Annotated in this window: 14 protein-coding genes and 1 pseudogene; 8 read left to right on the top strand and 7 right to left on the bottom strand. The window is 64.2% G+C overall.

All coding sequences use genetic code 11. The annotated features are described in order from the left end of the window. Positions 1 to 5: 5 nt before the first annotated feature. From N5J29_RS04630 to N5J29_RS04620, 3 genes are all read left to right on the top strand, one after another. Entirely contained in the window at positions 6 to 785 is a 780-nt protein-coding gene (locus N5J29_RS04630) for a SprT family zinc-dependent metalloprotease (RefSeq protein ID WP_164151480.1), read from the top strand. Positions 786 to 821: 36 nt separating this feature from the next. Then, the gene (locus tag N5J29_RS04625; RefSeq protein ID WP_065182124.1) at positions 822 to 1217 is read left to right on the top strand and encodes a hypothetical protein; all 396 of its coding nucleotides are present in this window, start codon (positions 822 to 824) and stop codon (positions 1215 to 1217) included. Positions 1218 to 1336: 119 nt separating this feature from the next. Next, positions 1337 to 4138, top strand: coding sequence for a TonB-dependent receptor (locus tag N5J29_RS04620; RefSeq protein WP_065174080.1), 2802 nt, complete (start codon positions 1337 to 1339; stop codon positions 4136 to 4138). A gap of 36 nt (positions 4139 to 4174) precedes the next feature. Here N5J29_RS04620 and ligD read toward each other — a convergent pair whose 3' ends face one another. The 3 genes from ligD to N5J29_RS04605 all read right to left on the bottom strand — a co-directional run bounded on the left by ligD (position 4175) and on the right by N5J29_RS04605 (position 8055). Beyond that, complete coding sequence (ligD, locus tag N5J29_RS04615) at positions 4175 to 6628, bottom strand: DNA ligase D (protein ID WP_164151477.1); 2454 nt, start codon at positions 6626 to 6628, stop codon at positions 4175 to 4177. 3 nt (positions 6629 to 6631) lie between these two features. Continuing rightward, the gene (locus N5J29_RS04610) at positions 6632 to 7552 is read right to left on the bottom strand and encodes a Ku protein (RefSeq protein WP_053516081.1); all 921 of its coding nucleotides are present in this window, start codon (positions 7550 to 7552) and stop codon (positions 6632 to 6634) included. Between the two features lie 104 nt (positions 7553 to 7656). Further along, positions 7657 to 8055, bottom strand: coding sequence for a hypothetical protein (locus N5J29_RS04605; protein ID WP_053516083.1), 399 nt, complete (start codon positions 8053 to 8055; stop codon positions 7657 to 7659). Between the two features lie 145 nt (positions 8056 to 8200). Here N5J29_RS04605 and N5J29_RS04600 point away from each other — a divergent pair, with 145 nt between their 5' ends. Then, positions 8201 to 8545 carry a hypothetical protein gene (locus N5J29_RS04600; RefSeq protein ID WP_164151476.1) on the top strand — a complete coding sequence of 115 codons (345 nt, stop codon included), beginning with the start codon at positions 8201 to 8203 and terminating at the stop codon, positions 8543 to 8545. 25 nt (positions 8546 to 8570) lie between these two features. Here the strand turns inward: N5J29_RS04600 and N5J29_RS04595 are convergent, their stop codons facing one another. Beyond that, positions 8571 to 10685 carry a TonB-dependent receptor gene (locus N5J29_RS04595; protein ID WP_164151474.1) on the bottom strand — a complete coding sequence of 705 codons (2115 nt, stop codon included), beginning with the start codon at positions 10683 to 10685 and terminating at the stop codon, positions 8571 to 8573. 171 nt (positions 10686 to 10856) lie between these two features. Here N5J29_RS04595 and N5J29_RS04590 point away from each other — a divergent pair, with 171 nt between their 5' ends. From N5J29_RS04590 to N5J29_RS04575, 4 genes and pseudogenes are all read left to right on the top strand, one after another. Further along, entirely contained in the window at positions 10857 to 12059 is a 1203-nt protein-coding gene (locus N5J29_RS04590; RefSeq protein WP_053516086.1) for an amino acid aminotransferase, read from the top strand. 209 nt (positions 12060 to 12268) lie between these two features. Further along, positions 12269 to 13285 (top strand): class 1 fructose-bisphosphatase, encoded by a 1017-nt coding sequence (locus N5J29_RS04585; RefSeq protein WP_053516088.1) that lies wholly within the window; start codon positions 12269 to 12271, stop codon positions 13283 to 13285. Positions 13286 to 13392: 107 nt separating this feature from the next. Beyond that, the gene (locus N5J29_RS04580) at positions 13393 to 14103 is read left to right on the top strand and encodes a 2OG-Fe(II) oxygenase (RefSeq protein ID WP_074902476.1); all 711 of its coding nucleotides are present in this window, start codon (positions 13393 to 13395) and stop codon (positions 14101 to 14103) included. Positions 14104 to 14849: 746 nt separating this feature from the next. After that, positions 14850 to 15065, top strand: a pseudogene (locus tag N5J29_RS04575) (IS30 family transposase); the annotation flags it as partial. 120 nt (positions 15066 to 15185) lie between these two features. On the opposite strand, the gene N5J29_RS04570 reads toward N5J29_RS04575, so the two are convergent. From N5J29_RS04570 to N5J29_RS04560, 3 genes are read right to left on the bottom strand one after another with little or no spacing between them, the layout of a single operon-like run. Then, positions 15186 to 15623, bottom strand: a complete 438-nt coding sequence (locus N5J29_RS04570; protein ID WP_279924100.1) for a hypothetical protein — start codon at positions 15621 to 15623, stop codon at positions 15186 to 15188. Beyond that, a complete protein-coding gene (locus tag N5J29_RS04565) occupies positions 15601 to 17829 on the bottom strand; it encodes an RHS repeat-associated core domain-containing protein (protein ID WP_279924099.1) in 2229 nt (742 codons plus the stop codon). The genes N5J29_RS04570 and N5J29_RS04565 overlap by 23 nt, the downstream gene beginning before the upstream one ends. Before the next feature lie 14 nt (positions 17830 to 17843). Next, positions 17844 to 21092: a DUF6531 domain-containing protein gene (locus N5J29_RS04560; protein ID WP_164151468.1), complete on the bottom strand. Its 3249-nt coding sequence runs from the start codon at positions 21090 to 21092 to the stop codon at positions 17844 to 17846. Positions 21093 to 21264: the final 172 nt, after the last annotated feature.

Here is a 21264-nt window from a genome sequence, read left to right as displayed (position 1 = left end):
GCTGCATGAGCCGCCTGCTGCGCCGCCTGATCTCGCCCACGCCGCCCGCCACCGTGCAGCGCGATACCGTTCGCCTGCGCCTGGAGGATGCCGAGATCGACGTGCTGCGCGTACGCGATCCGCGCGCGCGCCGCATCAAGCTCAGCGTCGACGAACGCGGCGCGCGCCTGACCCTGCCGCCGCGCGCCAGCCTGGTGATGGGCGAACGTTTCCTGGAGCAGCATCGCGACTGGTTGGCACTGCAGCTGCGCCAGTACCAGGGCCAGGGCCTGCCCGCACCGCTGCAGCCCGGCGTGGACGGAGTGCTGCCCCTGCGCGGGGAGCTGCTGCCGCTGCGCTGGCAGGAAGGCCGCTACGCACGCCTGGACATCGACGAGCACGGCGCCTGCCTGCAGTGGCCGACCCGTGCCGGTGACGCGGCCCTGCGCCGTCTGCTGCGCGAGTTCTTCGAGGCGCAGACCCGCGCCGACGTGGGCCGCTGGCTGCCGCGCTACCTGCCCGGCCTGCCACGGGCACCCAGCCGCCTGCGCTTGAAGGTGATGTCCTCGCAGTGGGGTTCGCTGGCTCCCGATGGCAGCATGGCCCTGGATCTTGCGCTGGTCCTGGGGCGTCCGCAGGCATTCGAGTATGTGCTGGTGCATGAGCTCTGCCACCTCATCCAGCCCAACCACTCGCCGGCGTTCTGGCAGGAGGTCGAGCAACGGTTCCCGGCCTGGCGTGAGCAGCGCGACTACTTCCAGCAGGAAGGGCGACGCCTGAAGGCGATGCTGAGGCAGCTGCTGTAAGCCATCACCCTGCCGGTCCGGCCGTACAATGCGGCCATGCCCGGCATGCTCAAGACTGTCTTTCTTTCCATCGTCGCCCTGGCTGGCGCGCTGCTCGCGCTTGCCCTGGTCACCAGTGCCGGTGGCTGGCTGCCTGCACTGCTCGGCCTGCATCCCGGCAGCGAAGCGCAGCTGGGCTGGGACCTGGCGTTCACCGTGCTCGGCGGCATCGCCGCGATCGCCTTCGCCACCTACTACGCGCCCTGCTGGCCGCGCGCGCACGGCACCTCGATCTGGTCGCTGCTGGTGCTGGGCGCAGGCTACGGCCTGTGGACGCTCGGCGCGGATTTCCCACGCTGGTTCGTCATCGGCCTGCTGGTATCACTGCCGGTGCAGCTGCTGCTGGGATGGGGGTTCGGACGCCGGCCCTCACGCAGCGCAACACGGGCTTAACAATCTCCCCCTAGGCTCGGTGCCCGCCGAACGTCGGCAACGCGGCGCAGGGGCCTGTACCCACGGAACCCGGGAACAGGCGCGGCGTAAGACACCACAGGGAACCGGGGAATCATCCGATGCGTTACCAGACCCGGGAGGCCGCCGCCGCGGCCCCCCAAGCGAAGCTGTTGTCCCGCGCCGTACATGCGGTGCTGATCGGCGGCCTGGCCGTGCTGCCCGTCGAAGCGATGGCCGAGGAGGCGATCGATGGCGATACCCGCCAACAGCTGCAGCAGCTGGACACGGTCACCGTGACCGGCAGCTATGCACGGAGCCTGGAGCGCGCCGTCGACCTGAAGCGCGCCAACATCGGCTTCTCCGACTCGATCGTCGCCACCGACGTGGCCGATTTTCCCGAGCAGAATCTCGCCGAAGCGCTGCAGCGCATGCCGGGTGTCACCATCGAACGCAACAAGGGCCTGGGCAGCAGGGTCAGCGTGCGCGGCCTGCCCAGCGAGTTCACCCTGGTCTCGATCAACAACCTGGCGACGGCCTCCGGCAGTGGCGGACGCGACGTGCAGTTCGACATCTTCGCCTCGGACGTGGTGCAGACGGTGACCGTGCAGAAGTCGCCGACCGCCGCCGATGAGGAAGGCGGCATCGCCGGCTCGGTCTACATCGAAACGGCCAAGCCATTCGACTTCCCCGAGCCGAGGTTCAGTGCGTCGGCCGAAGCTTCGCACAACTCGATCAACGGCAAGATCGATCCGAAGATCTCCTTCCTCGCCAGTGACACCTGGGGCAACTGGGGCGGCCTGGTGTCGTTCTCCAAGGCCAAGCGCACCAACCGCACCGACTCCAACTCAGGCATCAACTTCCGTCCCATGGGCCGCTTCCTGGAGGCGTCGGGTACGCGCGGTTCGCAGGCCGCCGCGGTGCTGGCGCGCGATGCCGGCATCGTCGTCAGCAACCGGATGGACAAGGATGAAACCAGCCGGATTGTCTTCCAGGACAAGGTCGGCGACCGCGTCTACCTCAACGAGCAGGACCAGTGGGGCGCCACCGCCTCGCTGCAGTTCAAGCCCAGCGACACGTTCTCGCTCAGCTTCGACGCCATGCTCGGCGGCTACGACACGCACGAGGACGAGTACGATGCCGCAGCGTACTCGGCCTCCAGCCGCAGCACGCTGGACACCATCCACGATTACGACCGTGACACGCTGTCGGCCTACGGCATCACCGTGCTGAAGGACGTGTCCTACACCGCCACCCAGCACGAAATCCTGAGCAAGGAACGCAACGCCAATACCGACTACCGTCAGTTCAGCAGCACGCTGGACTGGAAGGTGGGTAACTGGAACATCGACGCGCTGGTCGGCTACTCCGGCGCGCGCAAGGACTCGGACTACGCCAACCTCAAGCACGTGGCCTACGCGCCGTCGCGCACGCGCTGGACCCGCAACGGCGGCGAGACCGTGCCGAGCACAACCGGCGGCTTCGACATGTACAACGCCGCAGACAAGTACCTGTTCGAAGCGTACGAAACCGAGCTGGAGAAGGTGAAGGATGACAAGTACGCCGCGCAGCTCGACCTGAGGCGGCAGATGAACCTGGCCTTCTTCCCGGCACTGAGCGGCGTGCAGTTCGGCGCGCGCTACACCGACAAGACCAAGGAACGCGCGTTCGGCAGCGGCAAGATCCAGGGCCCGGCCGCCGGCAGCGCCGCGTGGGTCAATACGCGCACGCTGGCCGACAGCAACCCGGTGTGGATCAGCCAGCTGGCACCGGGTGGTGCGTATCGCCCGAGCGACCTGGACTGGCAGCAGGTTTCCAACGCCTATGCGCGCGCTACGTTCCGCTACCCGGGCTATGAAACCCCGATCGATCCGGGCCAGTACTACGAGGTGACGGAGAAGACCCTGGCGCTGTATGCCATGGCCGATCTCTACTTCGATATCGGACAGGTACCGGTGTACGCCAACCTCGGCGTGCGTTCGATCGACACCGACGTCGATTCGTCAGGCTTCCATCCGGTGCAGAACGCCGATGGCAGCAACGGCTACACGCCGACGCCGATTTCGAGCAGCGGCGACTACAGCAGGATCCTGCCCAGCTTCAACATGACCGCCGAGATCGCCGACGGCCTGGTGCTGCGCGGTGCTGCCTCGGAAACGCTGATGCGTCCATCACTGACCGACATCGCCTACCGACGCACCGTCAGCTGGAGCAGCTTCCGCTTCATGGATGGCAACCCGGCACTGAAGCCGACCACCGCCAGGCAGTGGGAAGTGGGCCTGGAAAAGTACCTGCAGAACGGTGGCCTGCTGGCCGCGTCGTACTTCTCCAAGAAGATCGACGGCGTAGTGCGGCAGTCGTTGACCGGTATCGTGCCGAACGTGGAGAAGCTCAACGCCAACGGTTCGCTGGACGGCTACTACGACTTCGAGGTCTACCAGCCGGTCAACGCCGCCGGTTCCTACAAGGTCACCGGCGTGGAGCTGGTCGCGCAGCTGCCGCTGTCGATGCTGCACCCGGCGCTGGAAGGCTGGGGCATCAATGCCAACTACACCCAGCTCGACAATTCGCTGACCGGTGCATCCGACCTGGATATCCCGACGCCGCCGGAAGGCCTGGCCGAGAAGGCGTACAACTTCACCCTGTACTACGAGAACGATCGCTTCAGCGCGCGCGCCTCGTACAACTACAAGGACAAGTACGTCGAGTACATCCATCTGAACATGTATCCGGTTTACCGCGATGCCTATGGCCAGCTCGATGCCTCTATCGGGTTCCGCCTCACCGACACCTGGAAGCTGAACCTGGAGGCGATCAATCTGCTCGACGAGAAGACCACCGGCTACACCATCGACAAGGCCTTCCCGACCCAGTACGAGTTCTCCGGCCGTCGCATCACCTTCGGCATCCGCGCGGACTTCTGAGCCCGCCGCTGCAGGGCCGTGGCCAATGCCCCGGCCCTACAGATCGAGCGGCGGCAGGGTCTGCTTCACCGCATCGATGCCCTGCCACGGATCGGCCTTCAGGCGCTTGGCCCGCGCCAGCGCCTTGTCGAGCGGGAAGGCGTCGGCCGCCTTGATCCGCGCAAGCTCTTCCCAGCGCAGCGGCACCGCCACGCCCGCACTTTCGCGGGCGCGCAGCGACCAGGAGCAGACGCTGGTCGCGCCACGCGTATTGCGCAACCAATCGATGAAGATCACACCGCCGCGCTTGGCCTTGCTCATCGTTGCCACATAGCGTTCGGGCGCCTGCTGTGCCATCGCCTGCGCGAAGGCCTCGCAGAATGCCTTGGCCTGTTCCCAGTCGGCGGCGGGCTGCAGGGGGACCACCACATGCACGCCCTTGCCGCCGGACAGCCGCACGAAACTGCGCAGGCCGATCTCCTGCAACCGGTCGCGCACGTCGCGCGCGCCGGCCTTGACCTCGTTCCAGCCGACGCCCTCACCGGGGTCCAGATCGAATACCAGCCGGTCTGGATGTTCGGGATCGGCAACCGTGGCGCCCCAGGGATGCAGCTCGAGCGTGTTCATCTGCACCAGCTGCAGCAGGCCGCGTACATCGTCGATGTAGACGTAGTCCTCGCGACCGCTCTTCTGCTGCAGGGGGACCGCATGCACGGCGTCGCCCAGGCCCGGGCCGTGGTGCTTCTGGAAGAAGCAGGCCTTGCCCGCGCCATCAGGGCAGCGCAGCAGCGAAAGGGGCCTGCCCACGATCCCGGGCAGGATCCAGCGCGCCATCTGCCGGTAGTAGTCGGCCACGTCGCCCTTGCGGATCTTCTTCTTCGCGAAGACCACACGCTCAGGGTGACTGATGGCAACCGCGTCGTCGCTGCTCGTGGTCTTTGCAGGCATCGCCAGATCCTCGCCGCTCTTGTCGCTGCGCAGCCGCTTGAAGCTGGCCTGTCGCAGCAGCCCCTCCTTGCCCCAGCCACGGAAGGCCACTTCGGCCACCCTCACTGGCTTCACCCAGTGCACGCTGGCGGCGCGGAACGGGACGTGCGCGGGCAGCGCCACCGCAGCGTCCTCCACCGCCAACGGCTTCAGCGTCCGCGCCAGCGCGCGCAGGCTGTCATCGTCGAAGCCGGTGCCGACGCGACCCACGTAGCGCAGGCCGTCCTTGTCGGGAGTTGCCAGCAGCAACGATCCGAACCCCACGCGCGAGCCCTTCGGCGCGGTATGGCCGACGATCAGGAACTCATCGGTGTCCTCATGCTTGACCTTTACCCAGCTGCGCGCACGCACGTTGACGTAGGGCGCGTCCACCTGCTTGCTGACGATGCCCTCATACCCGGCCTTGCCACTGGCGGCGAAGACCTGCGGCCCATGGCCGAGCACGTGATCGCTGAACGCCAGCGTTCCGGGCGTGTCACCGATCAACGCCTTGAGCAGCGTCTTGCGCTCAAGCAGCGGTGCCGCGCTGATGTCCACTCCCGCCACGCCGGGCAGGTCGAAGAGAAGGTAGCGTAGCGGCGCCTTCGAGCTGCCATCGATGACCCGCTGCAGGGCGGCGAAATCGCTGCGCCCCTTCTCGTCGAGCACTACCAGTTCACCGTCCAGGCGCGCGTCATCAACCGGCAGCGCCTGCACGGCCTGCACGACTTCAGGGAAGTCCCCGGTCCAGTCCAGCCCGTTGCGCGAGCGGAGCTTCACTTCACCGCCGTGCAGATCGGCCAGCAGGCGATAGCCATCCCACTTGATCTCGTGCAGCCAGCGATCGCCATCGGGCGCGGCATCGCGGTGGTCGGTCAGTTGTGGTTTGAATGCACGCGGATACGGGCGGTCGCGGGCGCCCTGCAGTTTCAGCGCGCGCGCGTGCCAGCGCGACTCCGCCTTGCGTGTCTTCCTGCCCGTCATCTTCTTCGCGCTCCCGGGGTGTTCATGCAATGGCGCGTGCAGCAGGTCGTCGGCCTCTGCGTCGCGGGCCTCGCTGTCTTCGCGCTTGATCAGCAGCCACTGCACCTGGCGTCCCTTCATCTCGGTCCGCACCAGTTTCCATCCCCCGGCCAGCCGCTGGCCATGCAGGACGAAATCGATATTGCCCGCTGCCAGCGCCTGCAGTGGATCACCCGCGCATGCCCAGGTGCCGTGGTCGAAGACCTCCACGTGACCGGCACCGTAGTGGCCCTCGGGAATATCGCCCTGGAAGCCGGCATAGGACAGGGGATGATCTTCCACTTCCACCGCCAGCCGCTTCTCGCCAACGCGCAGCGATGGCCCTTTGGGCACCGCCCAGCTCTTGAGCACGCCGTCCATCTCGAGGCGGAAATCGAAATGGCGCGAACTGGCGTGGTGCAGCTGGATGACGAAGATCGGCCGCCGCTTCGGATCACCCGGCGCCGGCTGGTCGTCCGGTTCCGGCGTCTGCCCGTTGCCGCCGCCGAGCCGACGCTTGCGCCGGTACTGATGCAGCGACATGGATCACCCCGCCTTGCGCCGTGGCGCTGCCTTCTTCGCTGCCTTCTTCGCGGTCTTCCTGCCTGTCTTGCCGGCCGCCTTCTTCGCCGGCGCCTTGCGCGCGGTCGTCTTGCTCGCGGGGGTTCGCTTGTTCGCATCCAGGCTCTTCTGCAACAGGGCCATGAAATCGACCACGTTGGTGGTGGCGTCCTCGCGCGGTGCAGGCTCTTCGTCCACCCGGGTGGTGCCCCCCTTGGCCTTGATCCGTTTGTTGAGCACCTGCTGCAGGCGCTCGCGGAACTCGTCGTGATACTGCGACGGATCCCAGTCACCAGCCATCGACTCGATCAGCTGCTCGGCCATCGCCGTTTCCTTGCCGGTGATGCGGTACTCGGACAGGGTGCCGGTGGGCAGCTTGAGGTCCTCCGGATCGACAAGCTCCTGCGGATAGCGGAGGATCATCAGCACCAGGGCGTGCTCGTGCGGCATCACCGCGCACAGATACTCGCGGGTACGCACGACCACCCGTGCAATGCCGACCTTGCCGGTGCTGCGCAGCGTCTCGCGTAGCAGTACATAGCCCTTCTCGGCCTTCTTGCCCGGCACCAGCAGATAGGGCTTTTCGTAGTAGCGCGGATCGATCTGCGCCGCGTCCACGAAGGTCTCCACCTCCACGGTCTCATGGCTTTCGGGCGCCGCCGATCGGATGTCGCCTTCCTCCAGCACGACATAGCTGCCCTTGTCGTACTCGTAGGCCTTGACGATGTCCTTCCACGGAACTTCCTCACCGGTATCGGCGTTGACCCGTTCGAAACGAATCGGTTTGCGGTCGCGCGAATCGAGCATGCGGAACTGCAGATCGACCTTGCGTTCGCCGGACATCAGCGACACCGGCACGTTGAGCAGGCCGAAGGAGAGTGTTCCGGTCCAGATCGGGCGGGCCATGCGCGCACCTGTGCTTGAGCAGGACCGTCAGCTTCCGGTGCCGGGTGTAAACCACCCGTGTCGATGCCGTGCACGCCGGGTCGGCGCGCAGCGTCCCGGCCAGGTCACTGCAGCAGGGGTCTTACCGCCGCTGCCGGAATATGATCCAGCGCGCGCCATGCGTCTTCCACCACCGGCCGCGCCTGCGACCAGCCCAGTCGCGACTGCCCTCGCATCTGTTCCCAATGCTCGGCCAGCTCCTCGCAGGTATCGGCCGCATCCCCACGCGGCCAGTCCGCCGCATGTGTGGTCAGTGCGAAGGCATACACCGGGCACAGGTCACGCCAGTTGCGATGACCGTGACCACGGCGTTCCTCGTAATCGCTGAGCATGTACTGGAGGTAATCCTGGGCGACGGCCTGCGGATCTTCGTGGCGACGCGTCCGGCGCTGCGCGGTGCGCTGGCCGAGCGGATCGAGCAGGGCGTTGAACACGGACGGGGCGGGGCGTTCCAGGCGGGGCATGACCGGCTCCTGCAGCGGGTCGGGTGGGCAGGAATACCGGCGGCAGCGTTATCCAGCCGTGACAGAGATGTTCATGACGCAGGGTTCGCGGTGCCTTTACCTCGGTGGAGGTGTAGTGGTCCTCCCCATGCGCAGGTACCTGATCATGAGCCGAGAGACCTCCCGAGACCCGCTCCGCGAGAACCGTGCGCCAATTCCCGGCGAGCAGCGCGGCAAGCACGACAACGATGATGCCGACTTCCGTGGCACGGGCGCGCCCTTCTTCGACACCGCACAGTCCGGCGAGCATCTGCCGGTGAAGCGCGAGGCTGAACAGGCCGCGCTGGACCGCAAGGACGGCGGCGACCGCCATCGGGGAGGGCAGGAGAGCCCGCTCAAGCGACGCGAACGCAAGCAGCACGCCAGCGACAACCAGGACGAGGCGCTGGAGGAAACGTTCCCGGCCAGCGACCCGACGTCACCGTTCGTGCCGGCCAAGGCGCCCGACTGACGTCCCGCAGGCGCCGCCGGTCAGGTCAGCGCCATGACCACTGCAGGCCGACACTGGCGCGGCGGCCCGGGCCGGGCTCGTAGTAGCGGCCATTGCCATCGTTGACGATGACCGAGCCGATGTAGGCCTGGTCAAGCACGTTCTCCAGCCGGGCGAAGGCCCGCAGCTCACCTCCGGGCAGCCGCCACTGGCGGCCCCCTTCCAGATGCAGCAGGGCGTAACCCGGCGCGCGTTCGTCGGCGAGGTCGTTCACCACGGTATCGCTGCTCGCGGTGGCCTCCACCGCCCACTGCCAGTCCGCGGGCGTCCACTGCAGGCGGGCGAAGGCCTGCTGGCGCGGAACACCCGGCAGGCGGCTGCCGGCATCCACGCGGGTATCGGGCACGCGGCAGCCGCTGCCGGCACAGGTCAGATAGGGCGACCGCACCTGTGCCTGCAGCCAGGTCCAGGCCAGCTGCAGTTCCAGCTGCTCGGCCAGCGGCTGCCGGTACTGCAGTTCGATGCCCTGGCGCCGTGTACGGCCGATGTTGCGGTAGGTGCTGCGGCCACCGATATTGCTGGCAACGGCCAGCTCGTCGTCGGTATCTGCGCGGAACAGGCTTGCATCCAGCTGCATTCCATCCTGTGCATGCCATTTGCTGCCGATCTCCAGCGTGCGGCTGCGCGCCGCCGCCAGATCCAGCGCCAGCCCGGCCTGGCCGTCGGCGCGATAGCCCAGTTCATTGAAGGTCGGTGTCTCGAACCCACGGCCCACAGCGGCATGCAGGCGCCACTGCGGGTGGGCTTCAAAGCTGATCCCGGCCACGGGTGTGGTGGCCCGGTAGCGGCGGTGGCCGCTGTCGTCCGGGTTACGGTCGGTGATGTAGCGGTCGTCCGATTCGAAGCGCACGGCACTGTGCCGCACGCCGGCCAGCAGCGACCAGCGCGGACTCCACTGCCACCAGGCCTGGGCGAACTGGTCCACGTTCTGCACGATGTCGATCTGGTCGCGGCGCAGGCGCCCGCGCACGCCCAGCGTGCTGCCGACGAAGTTCTCGTAGCCGGTGCGCTGCTGGCGCTGGCGGTCCGCACTGAGCCCGGCGACCAGGTCCAGCGGTCGGCCGGCCACCTCGCCCTGCCAGCTCCAGCGCGCGTCCAGGCCGCCATAGCTACTGTCCAGGTCGATCACACCGCCGGCATGCAACGGGTTGGCCTGGGCCGTCGGCGGGATCGCCAGATACTGGGTGACCGAGCGCTGGCCGGCATAGCCCATCAGCTGCCACCGCTGCGCGCCGGCCTCGCGGCTCCAGCGCAGGCCGGCCTGCTGCTGGCGCACTGATTTGCGGGTGTTGTACTGATGAGCGACGGCGGTGGCCTGGCGCGGGTCGGCCGCGACCTGCGCGCGGGTCAGACCCAGCGGATCCTGCGCATCGGGCGCATCCAGCGCGTTGAGCAGCAGCTCCAGCCGCCCGCCTGCCAGTTCGGCGCCGACGCGGGCGTTGAGCGATTCGCGCCGGGCACGGCTGTGGTCGCGCCAGCCATCGGTACGGAAGTGGTTGGCCGCGATGTTGTAGTCCAGCACCTGACCCGCGCCGCGCAGCTGCGCACCCACGCTCAGGGTCGTGTCCGCGCCCGCGCTGAGCCGCAGCCGCCACGGGTCGCCCGCCCGGCCCTGCGCGCTCCACACCTGCAGCACGCCACCGGAGGAATTGCCGTACAGCGCCGAGAACGGTCCACGCAGCACCTCCACGCGTTCGGCACCCAGCAGGCTGGCGTGCGACAGCTGGCCCTGCCCATCGGGCATGGTTGCCGGCACACCGTCGATCAGCACGCGTACCCCGCGTACGCCGAACGTCGAGCGGGCGCCAAAGCCCCGGATCGACAGCTGGGTGTCCTGCGCGAAGTTCTGCCGGTCGCGGGCCAGCAGGCCCGGCACCCCGCCCAATGCTTCGGACAGCTGCGCCCCGGTGCCGGCGCGGTCAGCATCGATCCAGACCGTGTCCTGGCTGGCGGGCAGGGCGAACGGATCGATCCCCTGCACACGGGCTGCCTGCACCTGCACCGGGGGCAGGGCGGTCGTGGACGGCTCCGCCATCGCGACCAGCGGCGACAGCAGCAGGGCAGACAGGGGCAGGCGATTGCGGCGTGCGGGAGGATTCATGATTCAGCTTGATGGATCGGTCGGCAACGCACGCCATGGTACGGGGCCGCGGATGACGATGGTGGCGGCCAGCCCCGGCAGGCTTTGTTACGATGGGGCGTTTTCGGCCGAAATGCCGCAAGCCGCGTGGCGCAATTCCTCCCCCTTTCCGTCTACCGAACGAGTACCGCCGTGTCCTTCTTTGCAAACGTGGAACTGGTCCCAGGCGACCCGATCCTGGGCCTGACCGAGGCATACAACGCCGACAGCCGCCCGACCAAGGTCAACCTGGGTGTGGGCATCTACTACGACGAGAGTGGCCGCATTCCGCTGCTGCGCGCTGTCAAGCAGATCGAGCAGCAGCTCGCCGCCGAAGCCAAACCGCGCGGCTACCTGCCGATCGACGGCCTTCCGGCGTACACGCAGGCGACGCGTGAGCTGGTGTTCGGCAAGGATTCGCCGCTGCTGGCCGCAGGCCGCGTCACCACCGCACAGACCGTCGGTGGCAGCGGTGCGCTGCGCGTCGGCGCCGACGTGCTCAAGAAGCTGCTGCCGCACGCCACCGTCGCGCTGAGCAACCCGAGCTGGGAAAACCACCGCGCGGTGTTCAGTGCCGCCGGCTTCGAGGTGGTGGATTACACCTATTTCGATCCCGCGACCCACGGTGTCGACTTCGACGGCATGCTGGCCGACCTGCAGAAGCTGCAGCCGGGCAGCGTGGTGCTGCTGCACGCCTGCTGCCACAACCCGACCGGTGCCGACCTCACGGTCACGCAGTGGACGCAGGTCGCACAGCTGCTGAAGGACCGCCAGCTGTTCCCCTTCATCGACATGGCCTACCAGGGCTTCGACAAGGGCATCGAGCAGGATGGCGCCGCCGTGCGCATCATCGCCGAAGCCGGCATCGACAGCTTCATCGTCGCCAACTCGTACTCCAAGTCGTTCTCGCTGTACGGCGAGCGCGTGGGTGCACTGTCGATGGTGGCGCCGACCGCCGCTGACGCCAAGGCCGTGCAGTCGCAGGTCAAGCGCGTGATCCGCACCATCTACTCCAGCCCCTCCACCCACGGTGCAGCGCTGGTGGCCGGTGTGCTGACCAACCCGGAACTGCGTGCGATGTGGGAGCAGGAGCTGACCGAGATGCGCGAACGCATCCACGCGCTGCGCCAGGGCCTGGTCGAGAAGCTGGCGGCCGCCGGTGCCCCGCAGTTCGGCTTCATCAACGAGCAGGCGGGCATGTTCTCCTACTCCGGCCTGAGCCGTGAGCAGGTCGAGCGCCTGCGCGACGAGTTCGGCATCTACGCCGTCGGCACTGGCCGCATCTGCGTGGCCGCGCTGAACCAGAACAACCTGGAGTATGTCGCCAAGGCCGTGGCTACCGTCGCCAAGGGCTGAACCCACGCTCCAGTGGCTTGAAGACAAAGGCGCCGGAAGGCGCCTTTGTTTTTGCAGCGTGTCCTGCATCGCCTCCCCTTCCCACGAGCCTCGACAAAAGGAAGGCGCTACGAGCGCATCTGGAAACGATTACGCCTTCCCGCGCTCACGCACGCAGCGGCCAGACGGGCGACAATAGGCGTTTTCCCGCTGCCGAGACCTGTCCGCCCATGTCCCGTACCTCGTTGACCCGCTTCCTGATCCAGGAACAGCACGCCGGCCGCATCAATGCCGACCTGCGTCAGCTGATCGCGGTCGTCGCCCGCGCCTGCACCAGCATCTCCATCGCCGTCAGCAAGGGCGCCCTCGGCGGCGTGCTCGGCGACGCCGGTACCGGCAACGTGCAGGGCGAGGCGCAGAAGAAGCTGGATGTCATCAGCAACGAGATCCTGCTCGAAGCCAACGCCTGGGGTGGCCACCTCGCCGCCTGCGCCTCGGAGGAAATGGACCACAGCCAGCCGGTGCCGGACATCTACCCGCGTGGCGATTTCCTGCTGCTGTTCGATCCCCTCGATGGCAGCTCCAACATCGACGTCAACGTCTCCGTCGGCACCATCTTCTCGGTGCTGCGCTGCCCGACCAACGTCGAACTGCCGGGCGATGACGCGTTCCTGCAGCCGGGCAGCAAGCAGATCGCGGCCGGCTACTGCATCTACGGGCCGAGCACCCAGCTGGTGCTTACCGTGGGCCACGGAACGCATGCCTTCACCCTGGATCGCGAGAAGGGCGAGTTCGTGCTGACCACCGAGAACATGCAGATTCCGGCGGCCACCCAGGAATTCGCCATCAACATGTCCAACCAGCGCCACTGGGAAGCACCGATGCAGGCCTATGTCGGCGATCTGCTGGCCGGCAAGGAAGGTGCGCGTGGCAAGAACTTCAACATGCGCTGGATCGCCAGCATGGTGGCCGATGTGCATCGCATCCTGACGCGCGGTGGCATCTTCATCTATCCGTGGGACCGGAAGGATCCGTCCAAGGCCGGCAAGCTGCGCCTGATGTACGAAGCCAACCCGATGGGCCTGCTGGTCGAGCAGGCCGGCGGTGCCGCCTGGACCGGCCGCGAGCGCATTCTCGACATCCAGCCCGACCAGCTGCACCAGCGCGTGCCGGTGTTTCTCGGCTCGCGCGAGGAAGTGGCCGAGGCGGTGCGCTACCACCACCAGCACGACGCCGCACAGGCCTGAGCGGCGCACTGCGGACGCGCTCATGGCAGTTCGATGACATGACCGTGGGGTGACACCGACGGCGGCAAACGGCACCATCAAGCCCTTGCCGCCGAAGGAATGCACGCATGCACGAGCAGGGCCCGGTCGATTTCATCGAAGTCATCCACAACGCGGTCCCCACGGAGGTCTGCGCTGCCATCGTCGAGCGCCTCCGTGCCACCCGCGGGCTGATGCCAGGTGCCGTCGGCAGCGGCGTGTTCCCGGAACTCAAGCACAGCAAGGACCTGCGCATCAGCGGCCTGGAGGGCTGGCAGGACGTCGACGTACAGCTGCAGCAGGCCGTGTTCAAGGGCCTGCTGACTTATCTACGCCGTTATCCACAGGCGCTGATCGCACCGTTGATGTTGCAGATCCAGGACAGCGACGGCCAGCCGCGACGCTTGTCGGCCGAGGACTTCCCCGACATGCCGGAGCAGCAGCTGGCCGACCTGGCGCGCACCTGCCTGCGCCCGGGCGCGATCAACCTGCAGTGGTATGCCGCAGGCGAGGGCGGTTACCCGTACTGGCACTGCGAGCTGTACCCGAAGGATGCGCAGGCCGAAACGCTGCACCGGCATGTACTGTGGACGCTGTACCTCAACGATGGATTCGACGAAGGCGAAACCGAGTTCCTGTTCCAGGGCCGCAAGATCGCACCGCGTACCGGCAGCCTGCTGATCGCCCCGACCGCCTTCACCCACACCCATCGCGGCAATCGGCCGCAGGGCGGCGACAAGTTCATCGCGACGAGCTGGATCCTGTTCCAGAGTGCGCAGAAGTTGTTTGGGGGTGGGTGAGGCATCACTGATTTATTACCCCATCAGACGGTCATCCCACACCATATGGTGTGGAGTTCCAGTCGCAGCACCGACCGCAGTCCTGCCATGTTGGCAATCAATGCCCGGCGGCGGCAGATTCATCGCAACGAACTGGACCCCGCCCGGAATACGCAGAAGCTGTCAGTGGGGGGGCACCACCAGGAGCTACGTGCTTGGCGTGTGCGTTCGCCCATATCGCTCCGGTCGCCTGTCGGCGATGGGCACTTTGGCATTCCGCGAATGGAAAAGCATGGTCGGCGTCCAAATGAGGCTGGCAAGGATGAGTGCTGCAGCTACCCATAGCCACTGTGCGGTCAAAATTCCCGCAACAAGGACAATACCAATGGGCGCCACAGAAACCAAAGCGATTACGTAGCAGATTGCATATCTAACGTGGCCCAGCTCCGAAACGATTTCGGTTCCGCAGCTACTGCATTCGGTCCTTACCTTCTTCTCGATCGAACGGCGAAGCGGAAAGCCCTGCCTCGGAGCACCACAACTGGGGCATGAAAATTTGAATGGGGATTTCAATTGCATATCTCCTCTCCCACTACAGCCGCAGCCGCCAATGCGCCAGAATTGTTGTGTGCTGCTTTGATTGCAGATCCATATGCCGCAAGACCTGCGACCTTGAGTCCAGTTTGGCGACCGAACGCCGAACCAACAGCGTAGGCAACTGCAGTACGGGAAGCTAGCTGTAACGGGTATGCTCGCAACTGCAGCCGCCATGGCAGCGTGGAAGCAACAAGAACGTCAATGGTTTGCTGCGCCAGTCTCTGCCCAAGGGCGCGGATCTGTCCATGGCCAGCCAGGAATATCTCAACCTTGTAGCGTGGTTGATGAATACCCGACCGCGTCAGACGCTGGGCTGGAAGACACCTGCAGAGGCCATTAATACCGAACTGCAGGCATTCAGATCACCTGTTGCACTTAAAAGTTGAGACCGCCGATTTCGGTGCCGTATTTTCTATATTTGACCATTATCTTCTTCTCGATCGAACTGAAAGATTTGAAACTCGGGCAAAGAGTTAACAGTAACGGCACGGACTGCGAACTTCTGTTTACCTGCAACTCACAAGAAAATTATTTGCATTCAGAATTTTCTTCATCGGCTGGATATCGACGGCCATGAACATGACGTAACTCGGACCTTCAGGGTCACCGCGATTATATGCGTACAGCATTCTTTCCACGCCATCGCCGGACTCCTGGCCCAAAAGCTCGAATCCATCTGTAGCGGTTACGCCCCTCTTGATGACGCGATGAGAGAACTTCGGGTGACGTCCGATGAAGACTTCCGCGTAATGCCCCTCGGACTCTAGAACCCCAAGATCAAAGTCAGGTCCGGGTGGGACCTTTCGAAACTCAACACCGGCTGGGAGGTTGGCGCATATCCCATATCGTTGGCTGAGTGTGGTGTTACCTTCGGTCGCCTGACAGCCGAGCATCGCCATCAGAACCATGGAGAATGAAATTCTAGTTACTACATTGACAGACACGGATTATGGCCTCATTTGAAGGGTCGAGGAGATCCTGTATGTTCTGCTCGGACACCGGAACACTGAGATCTCTGCCCATGATTCCGGTCCCATAGTCAGCCAAACCCAACAAGTGACCTGCCTCGTGAGCCAATGTCGCGTCGCCCCACTGGCCGGGCATATACCAGACTCCCTCATTGGCCCAAGGCATCTGCACATACGACTCGCGTGTTCCGGATCGGATGGCGATTCCGTTAGTCGTGGCGGTGTGCCAAACCGGAATGGACTTCACTGTTGTCTTTACGTTGTAGGCCCCGATCTTGCCACTCCAGGCGCTTTCGATCGCCCTCGTTGCCTGCGATATCTGTGCGGAGTTTGCACCCTGGAAGTTGATTGGAATCGAGATACCGACATTGTTTCCCTTTTGACACAGGTACCCGATCAAACCAAGTGGATCGATCATGCTGATCGGGTTCCCCTCGACATAGGCATACGTATTGATCCCCCCCGCCAACCCAATCGGATCACTCTGCACATAACGCCCAGCGCTCGCGTCATAGTCACGGAATCCGTTGTACCAGAGCCCACTCTCACTGTCGTAGTACTGCCCCGGGAAACCAATGTTGAGCCCACCGATATCGTCCTTCAGGACGCTGCGCCCGTAGGCATAGTTGTACGCTTTCCACACCACCTGCTGCGCCTTGTTGGTCGCATATTCCGGCCGCCCCAGATGGTCGTTGTGAACGAAGTTCACCGACCCCTTCCTGTCGATGCCAACCAGCTCACCACCGAACCACAGGTAGTTCGTCCAGGTGTTCCCGGTCTGTTCGGCCAGAAGCTGGTTCTGACCTGCATAGAAGTAGCGACTGGTCGAGCTCGCGCTGCTCTTGCCCACGCGCTGCCCTTGGGCATTGAGCAGATAGTCCGTTCGTTGCCCGCCTACGTTGCTTTGAATCATCCGGTTGAACGGGCCGTAGGTGAACGTCGAGATGCGGCTGCCCGATGTTTCGCTGATCCTGTTGCCGAGCGCATCGTACTGATACGTACGGGTGCCATCCTGGTTGATGAACTGCAGCATCCGGTTGCTGCTTGCGTCGATGACGTAGCGGGTTGCCTCTGTTTTTGCGTTGAGCGCGGTGTAGTTCCCACCCGCGTCATGGGAAAGCGTATAGGCAATGCCAGCTCGTGTCAGCGTACTCAGGCGTCCCAGTGCGTCATAGCCCAGGACCTGGCTGAGGTTGCTCGTCACATCGTCGTTGATCTTGATGATCTCGTTGTCGCCGTTGTAGCGGTATGACGTGCGGCTGAGAGCGGTGGTCTGCTGATTCCGCACCGCCTGGGCCTCCAGGCGGCCGCCCTGATCGAACGCGTAGCTGCGCGCCAGGCCGTTGCCAAAGGGCATGCGTTGCCGCGCTCCCAGGGCCGAGTAGACGCTGGATCCAATAATCTGTTGCGTCACCGTGCCCTTGGTAAGGGTCATGGACTGCGGAAAGCCTCTACTGTTGTAGACGTACTTCGCGAGCGTGCCATCGGGATAGGTGACGGTGCTGTTCCTCCCGATACTGTCATAGGTGTAGCTGACAGTTCCCTCACTCAGGGTGTTCGCCTGCGAAAGCTGGTCAGTCCGGCTTACCAGCTGTCCTGCGGCGTTGTACGTGAAGCGCGCGCTTGCACCTGGAGCCGAATGGGCACACAGACGCCCCTTGCCGTTCACGCAGTTGTCGTACGTATAGGTCTGCTGCTGACCCTCAGCATTCTGGCTGGTCAAGCGGCCCAGCCCGTCGTACCCGTAACCGACGGTGCTGCCGTCGTTCAACACCGTCGCAATGCGCTGGCCCGCCGCGTTGTACTCGTGGTCTGTGCGACCCGTGTCCGGACTGGTCTGCGTCCATAGCTGTCCAAATCCATCGGTCTGGTAGGTCGTTACCAGGCCGCGGGGATCGGTCACAGATGCCAGCCGGTCACCCTTGTCGTAGGCAAAGCGTGTCGTTCCGCCATTCGCATCCGTCTGTACGAGCAATCGACCCAGCGGATCATAGGAGTATCGGCTCACCCGGTTCTGGGAATCGGTGGTCTGCACCAGCCGATCCTCCAGATCATAGGCATAGCGCACATTGCGCCCCTGATCATTCCGCTCGGCGACAAGCCTTCCCAGCTCGTCGTAGTCGTAGTTCACGGCCGAGACGATGGTGTTGAGCCCCATCATGGCCAAAGCAATTGTGGACATGGTCTTGGCTTTCCTTAGCGGGGTTGTTCACAGAAGATCAGGTTGCAGCTTCCTGTATGGTTCTCGGCTCTGATCGTTATCTGTCCCTTAGGTCCCCAGGCGGTTGCACCGGATGCGAGCTGCCCGAAGTACTGGAACTGGGCAACTCCGCTGCCACTGTTGACCGGCGAGACGTTGATGGTGAAGGTCGCGACGGCACCAGGAGCCACCGTATTGTTGAGCCCCACGGATTGACTCGTCCGCAACGTCGTCAGCGCCAAGTAGGTGTCACCGGGGTTCCAGACAACGTTGCCGGTGTTCCGGAACTGGAATGTCACCGTGGACGTTTCACCATTGAAGATGTGCTCTGGGCCGGCTGACGCCTGCACCAGCTCAGCAGTACGCGAGATGGTTGGAACGGTGAACGTGCCGGACCGATTGATGGCCAGGTTGGGGCCGCCCCAGGGAGAGATGCCATGAACATAAAGCGGCTTTCCGCCATGAACGCTTCGTGTATTTGCATCCAATGCAAGTCCGAACCAGTAAGAGCCTTGTGATTGGCAAGCCTCTTTCACATCGTCATTCGGGATCAACATACCGGTCACACTGCCGAGGTAGGTGCCGCTCCCTGCAGGTCCACCTGCGTAGACATGAACCGTGGTCGCGGCGTTGACTCCTACCGAGCAGGCCCATCCCTGCACGGAATAGTTCCAGTTCCCATCATTCATGATCCCTGCAACATCACCGATGATGTGCGCGGTGGGAATGGAGAAGGTGCTGGAGTTGTCCAGAGCTCGGTTGTACTGCGCGCCCAGCGGAGAGTGGCCGTAGAGCGTGATCTTTTTCCCACCCAGCTGCTGGCGCTGTTCCAGCGTGAGGGGGAGCTGGAATCGATATGCGTTTCCTGTTGCCTGGCACGCGGATGCTACCTGGCTCTCGCTGGCAAGGTTCGCCTGTGCGCTGCCGAGATAGGTTCCGCCCTCCGCATAGCCATCAACCTGGATGGACGACGCCGAACCCGAGGAGCAGGCCCAGCCTCGCACGAACCAGTTCCATTGTGCGTCGTGGGTGACCTCGTCGATTACACCCCTGACAACGCTCTCGCTGGAATAGTCCGTCTGCGCGATTTCAGTGCGTGTGCGATTGGATGCGGTGTCATACGTGTGACGCGTCCACAGCCAGTTGCCGTCCCCAATCGGCTGCACTTCGCTCATCAGGCGCCGGCCAGCGTCGTAGCTGTATAGCGTCTTGATTCCCACAGGTGTGGTGATGCTGGCAATGTCGCCCGTCGCGTTGTACGTCGTTGTGGTCGTTGCCCAACCGGACCCTGTGTTGATCCGGTCTACCAGAACACGGCCGCGAGCGTCATAGGTGATTTCACGGACATCGCCATTGGGTCCGGTGATACGGCCCGGCTGCCCCAGTTCGTTGTAGGCGGCGTACGTCACCCTGTGCCCCAACGCGTTGGTGACACTGGACAGATCTCCCTTCGCATTGAAGGTGGACGTGATGTCGTCCTGCGCCAAGGGGCCATCTTCCTTGACGGAAGCCGTCAGCCCATTGGCGTGGTAGGTATAGGTGTACTGAGTGGTTCTGGCCTGACCATTGACGCCGGCAGCACTGAGATTTCGTGTCGTGACCGAGCTGACGTTACCGCGGCTGTCATAGCTGAAGCTGGTCTCGCGATCACCAACCCGCGTTTCCTTCAGCAGATGCCGTCCCGCCGCATCCCACTGATAGAGCGTGACACGTTCCGCAGCGCTGCCAACGGCCTCGGCCTTCCTCAGCAGATTGCCATCAGGGCTGTAATCAAAATCAGTGACGTTGTCGACAAAGTCGTGAACAAGGTCAGGATTGCCATTGGCATCGTAGGTGCGTTCCTTGTAGCTGGCGGGACAGGTCGTTGATCGGTTGCCGGTCACCGACACCTGGCGTCCGTCCTCATAGGCATACGTTGTGGTGCGACCGAGTGGATTGGTCTCGCTGACCTTCAGTTTGACCGGACGGGTCCGCTCCCCGGCGGCGGCCAACAGCACGCCTTGGGCGCTCGGGTCGGCGGCGATTTGAACTGGGCCGCCGGGCAAGGACCGGGGCTGGATGCAGATATTGCCCTGGCCCGGTCTGTACTCACACCAGCCCGTCTCTTCGTTGCCCCGGATGCCGCCTGGATGCACTGGCGCTGGAGGGACCGCCACCGGCGCGCTGCTCTCGATGGCGTAACTGAAGGTGTGCCGCTCGATACCACCGGCATGTTCCGAGAGCGTTGCTCGCCTGTTGGCATCGTAGGCGAAAGTAGAGTAGCGCACGCCGTTGTAGGACTTGCCGGTGAAGCCACCTGGATATCGCGCGTCCTCGTAGTGGTAGCTGATCGTGGTCTGCGGCGAGCCCGGTAGGGTTGCGCTGGCAAGACGCGCACGTCCCGTGCCGAACGCATTCGGGGTATAGGTGTACTGGTAGACGTTGCCCGCAGGATCCTTGACCTGTGTCAGCGATCCGTTGGACCAGACGAACTGGATGCTGCGGCCGGAGGAATGCGTAACCTTCTGCAGATACTTGTCACTGTACGTGAATGTCCAGAAGACGCCCTGCTCATTGCGAAGCTCGGTAATGTATCCAGCAGCGTCGTACCGCTCGCTGCCCAGCTCCTCGTTGTACAGGGTGAAGCTGCCATCGCTGTTCTTTGTCAGGTAGGCGATCGGCTTGGCGCGATCCTCGTTCCAGCGCCCGTTCGCTTCGCTCCAGACGAACTTGAGCCTGCGTCCGTCCGGCCGCTGTGCCCAGGCCGTCTTCTGCGCGTTCGAGAATGCGATGCTGTAGTCGAAGTTGCTGATCCAGTGGTTGCCAAACAGGCCCGCAGCACTCCAGTGATGGTTGTAGGTGCGCTCCAGGTACAGGCCCATCTCCCCACCGACGGTGAAGTCCCGTTCGATTTCGACCTTGTTGCCGGTGTAGAGCACGACGGGGTTGCCCTTGCGCTCGCCGCAGTCATCACGACGATCGTCGGTTTCCTGTTCCACCGCTGTCCTGGCGGGCATCGACGCGTCCGAGTGGTAGGACACCCCTATGCCAATCGAGATGACACCTGAAGTGCCAACTGATGGACCACGCATACGGGTAACGGTGATCTTGTCCAGATCCTTGATTCCGGAGTCCCCGTTGTTGTTCTGATAGAAGATCCTGGTTGCCTTTTTCGCGGACGCAGGAGGTGCCAGGAGAAAGCCCGACATCAGCACGGGCAGCAGAAGTGCGGCGGTGGTAGACACGCCTTTCGTACGGAGCTTCATGCTCGCTTTTATTCCTTGTGTTGCCAGATCTGAAGTCGCTTTCGCCTGAACCGTGAGTTCAGGAGGAAGTGGATAGTAATCTGGAGTTCACACAGTTGAACAGAGCGATGTGCGCAGTCGCGATGTCGTATCCGTCGCCGAGGCGCAGATCGTGATCACGGTTTTCCATACG

Origin of the sequence: Stenotrophomonas sp. GD03680 (genome assembly GCF_029844625.1) — a bacterium.
Taxonomy (GTDB): Bacteria; Pseudomonadota; Gammaproteobacteria; order Xanthomonadales; family Xanthomonadaceae; genus Stenotrophomonas; species Stenotrophomonas maltophilia_P.
Note: the sequence above shows the minus strand (reverse complement) of the source record. Positions and strands in the feature narration are given on the sequence as shown.

Coding starts and splice junctions, on each gene's coding strand:
- N5J29_RS04565 (WP_279924099.1), bottom strand. CDS start 17,829: ATGTCCACAATTGCTTTGGCCATGATGGGGCTCAACACCATCGTCTCG.
- N5J29_RS04585 (WP_053516088.1), top strand. CDS start 12,269: ATGTCCCGTACCTCGTTGACCCGCTTCCTGATCCAGGAACAGCACGCC.
- N5J29_RS04605 (WP_053516083.1), bottom strand. CDS start 8,055: ATGCCCCGCCTGGAACGCCCCGCCCCGTCCGTGTTCAACGCCCTGCTC.
- N5J29_RS04580 (WP_074902476.1), top strand. CDS start 13,393: ATGCACGAGCAGGGCCCGGTCGATTTCATCGAAGTCATCCACAACGCG.
- N5J29_RS04630 (WP_164151480.1), top strand. CDS start 6: ATGAGCCGCCTGCTGCGCCGCCTGATCTCGCCCACGCCGCCCGCCACC.
- N5J29_RS04620 (WP_065174080.1), top strand. CDS start 1,337: ATGCGTTACCAGACCCGGGAGGCCGCCGCCGCGGCCCCCCAAGCGAAG.
- N5J29_RS04560 (WP_164151468.1), bottom strand. CDS start 21,092: ATGAAGCTCCGTACGAAAGGCGTGTCTACCACCGCCGCACTTCTGCTG.
- N5J29_RS04595 (WP_164151474.1), bottom strand. CDS start 10,685: ATGAATCCTCCCGCACGCCGCAATCGCCTGCCCCTGTCTGCCCTGCTG.
- N5J29_RS04625 (WP_065182124.1), top strand. CDS start 822: ATGCCCGGCATGCTCAAGACTGTCTTTCTTTCCATCGTCGCCCTGGCT.
- N5J29_RS04610 (WP_053516081.1), bottom strand. CDS start 7,552: ATGGCCCGCCCGATCTGGACCGGAACACTCTCCTTCGGCCTGCTCAAC.
- N5J29_RS04600 (WP_164151476.1), top strand. CDS start 8,201: ATGAGCCGAGAGACCTCCCGAGACCCGCTCCGCGAGAACCGTGCGCCA.
- ligD (WP_164151477.1), bottom strand. CDS start 6,628: ATGTCGCTGCATCAGTACCGGCGCAAGCGTCGGCTCGGCGGCGGCAAC.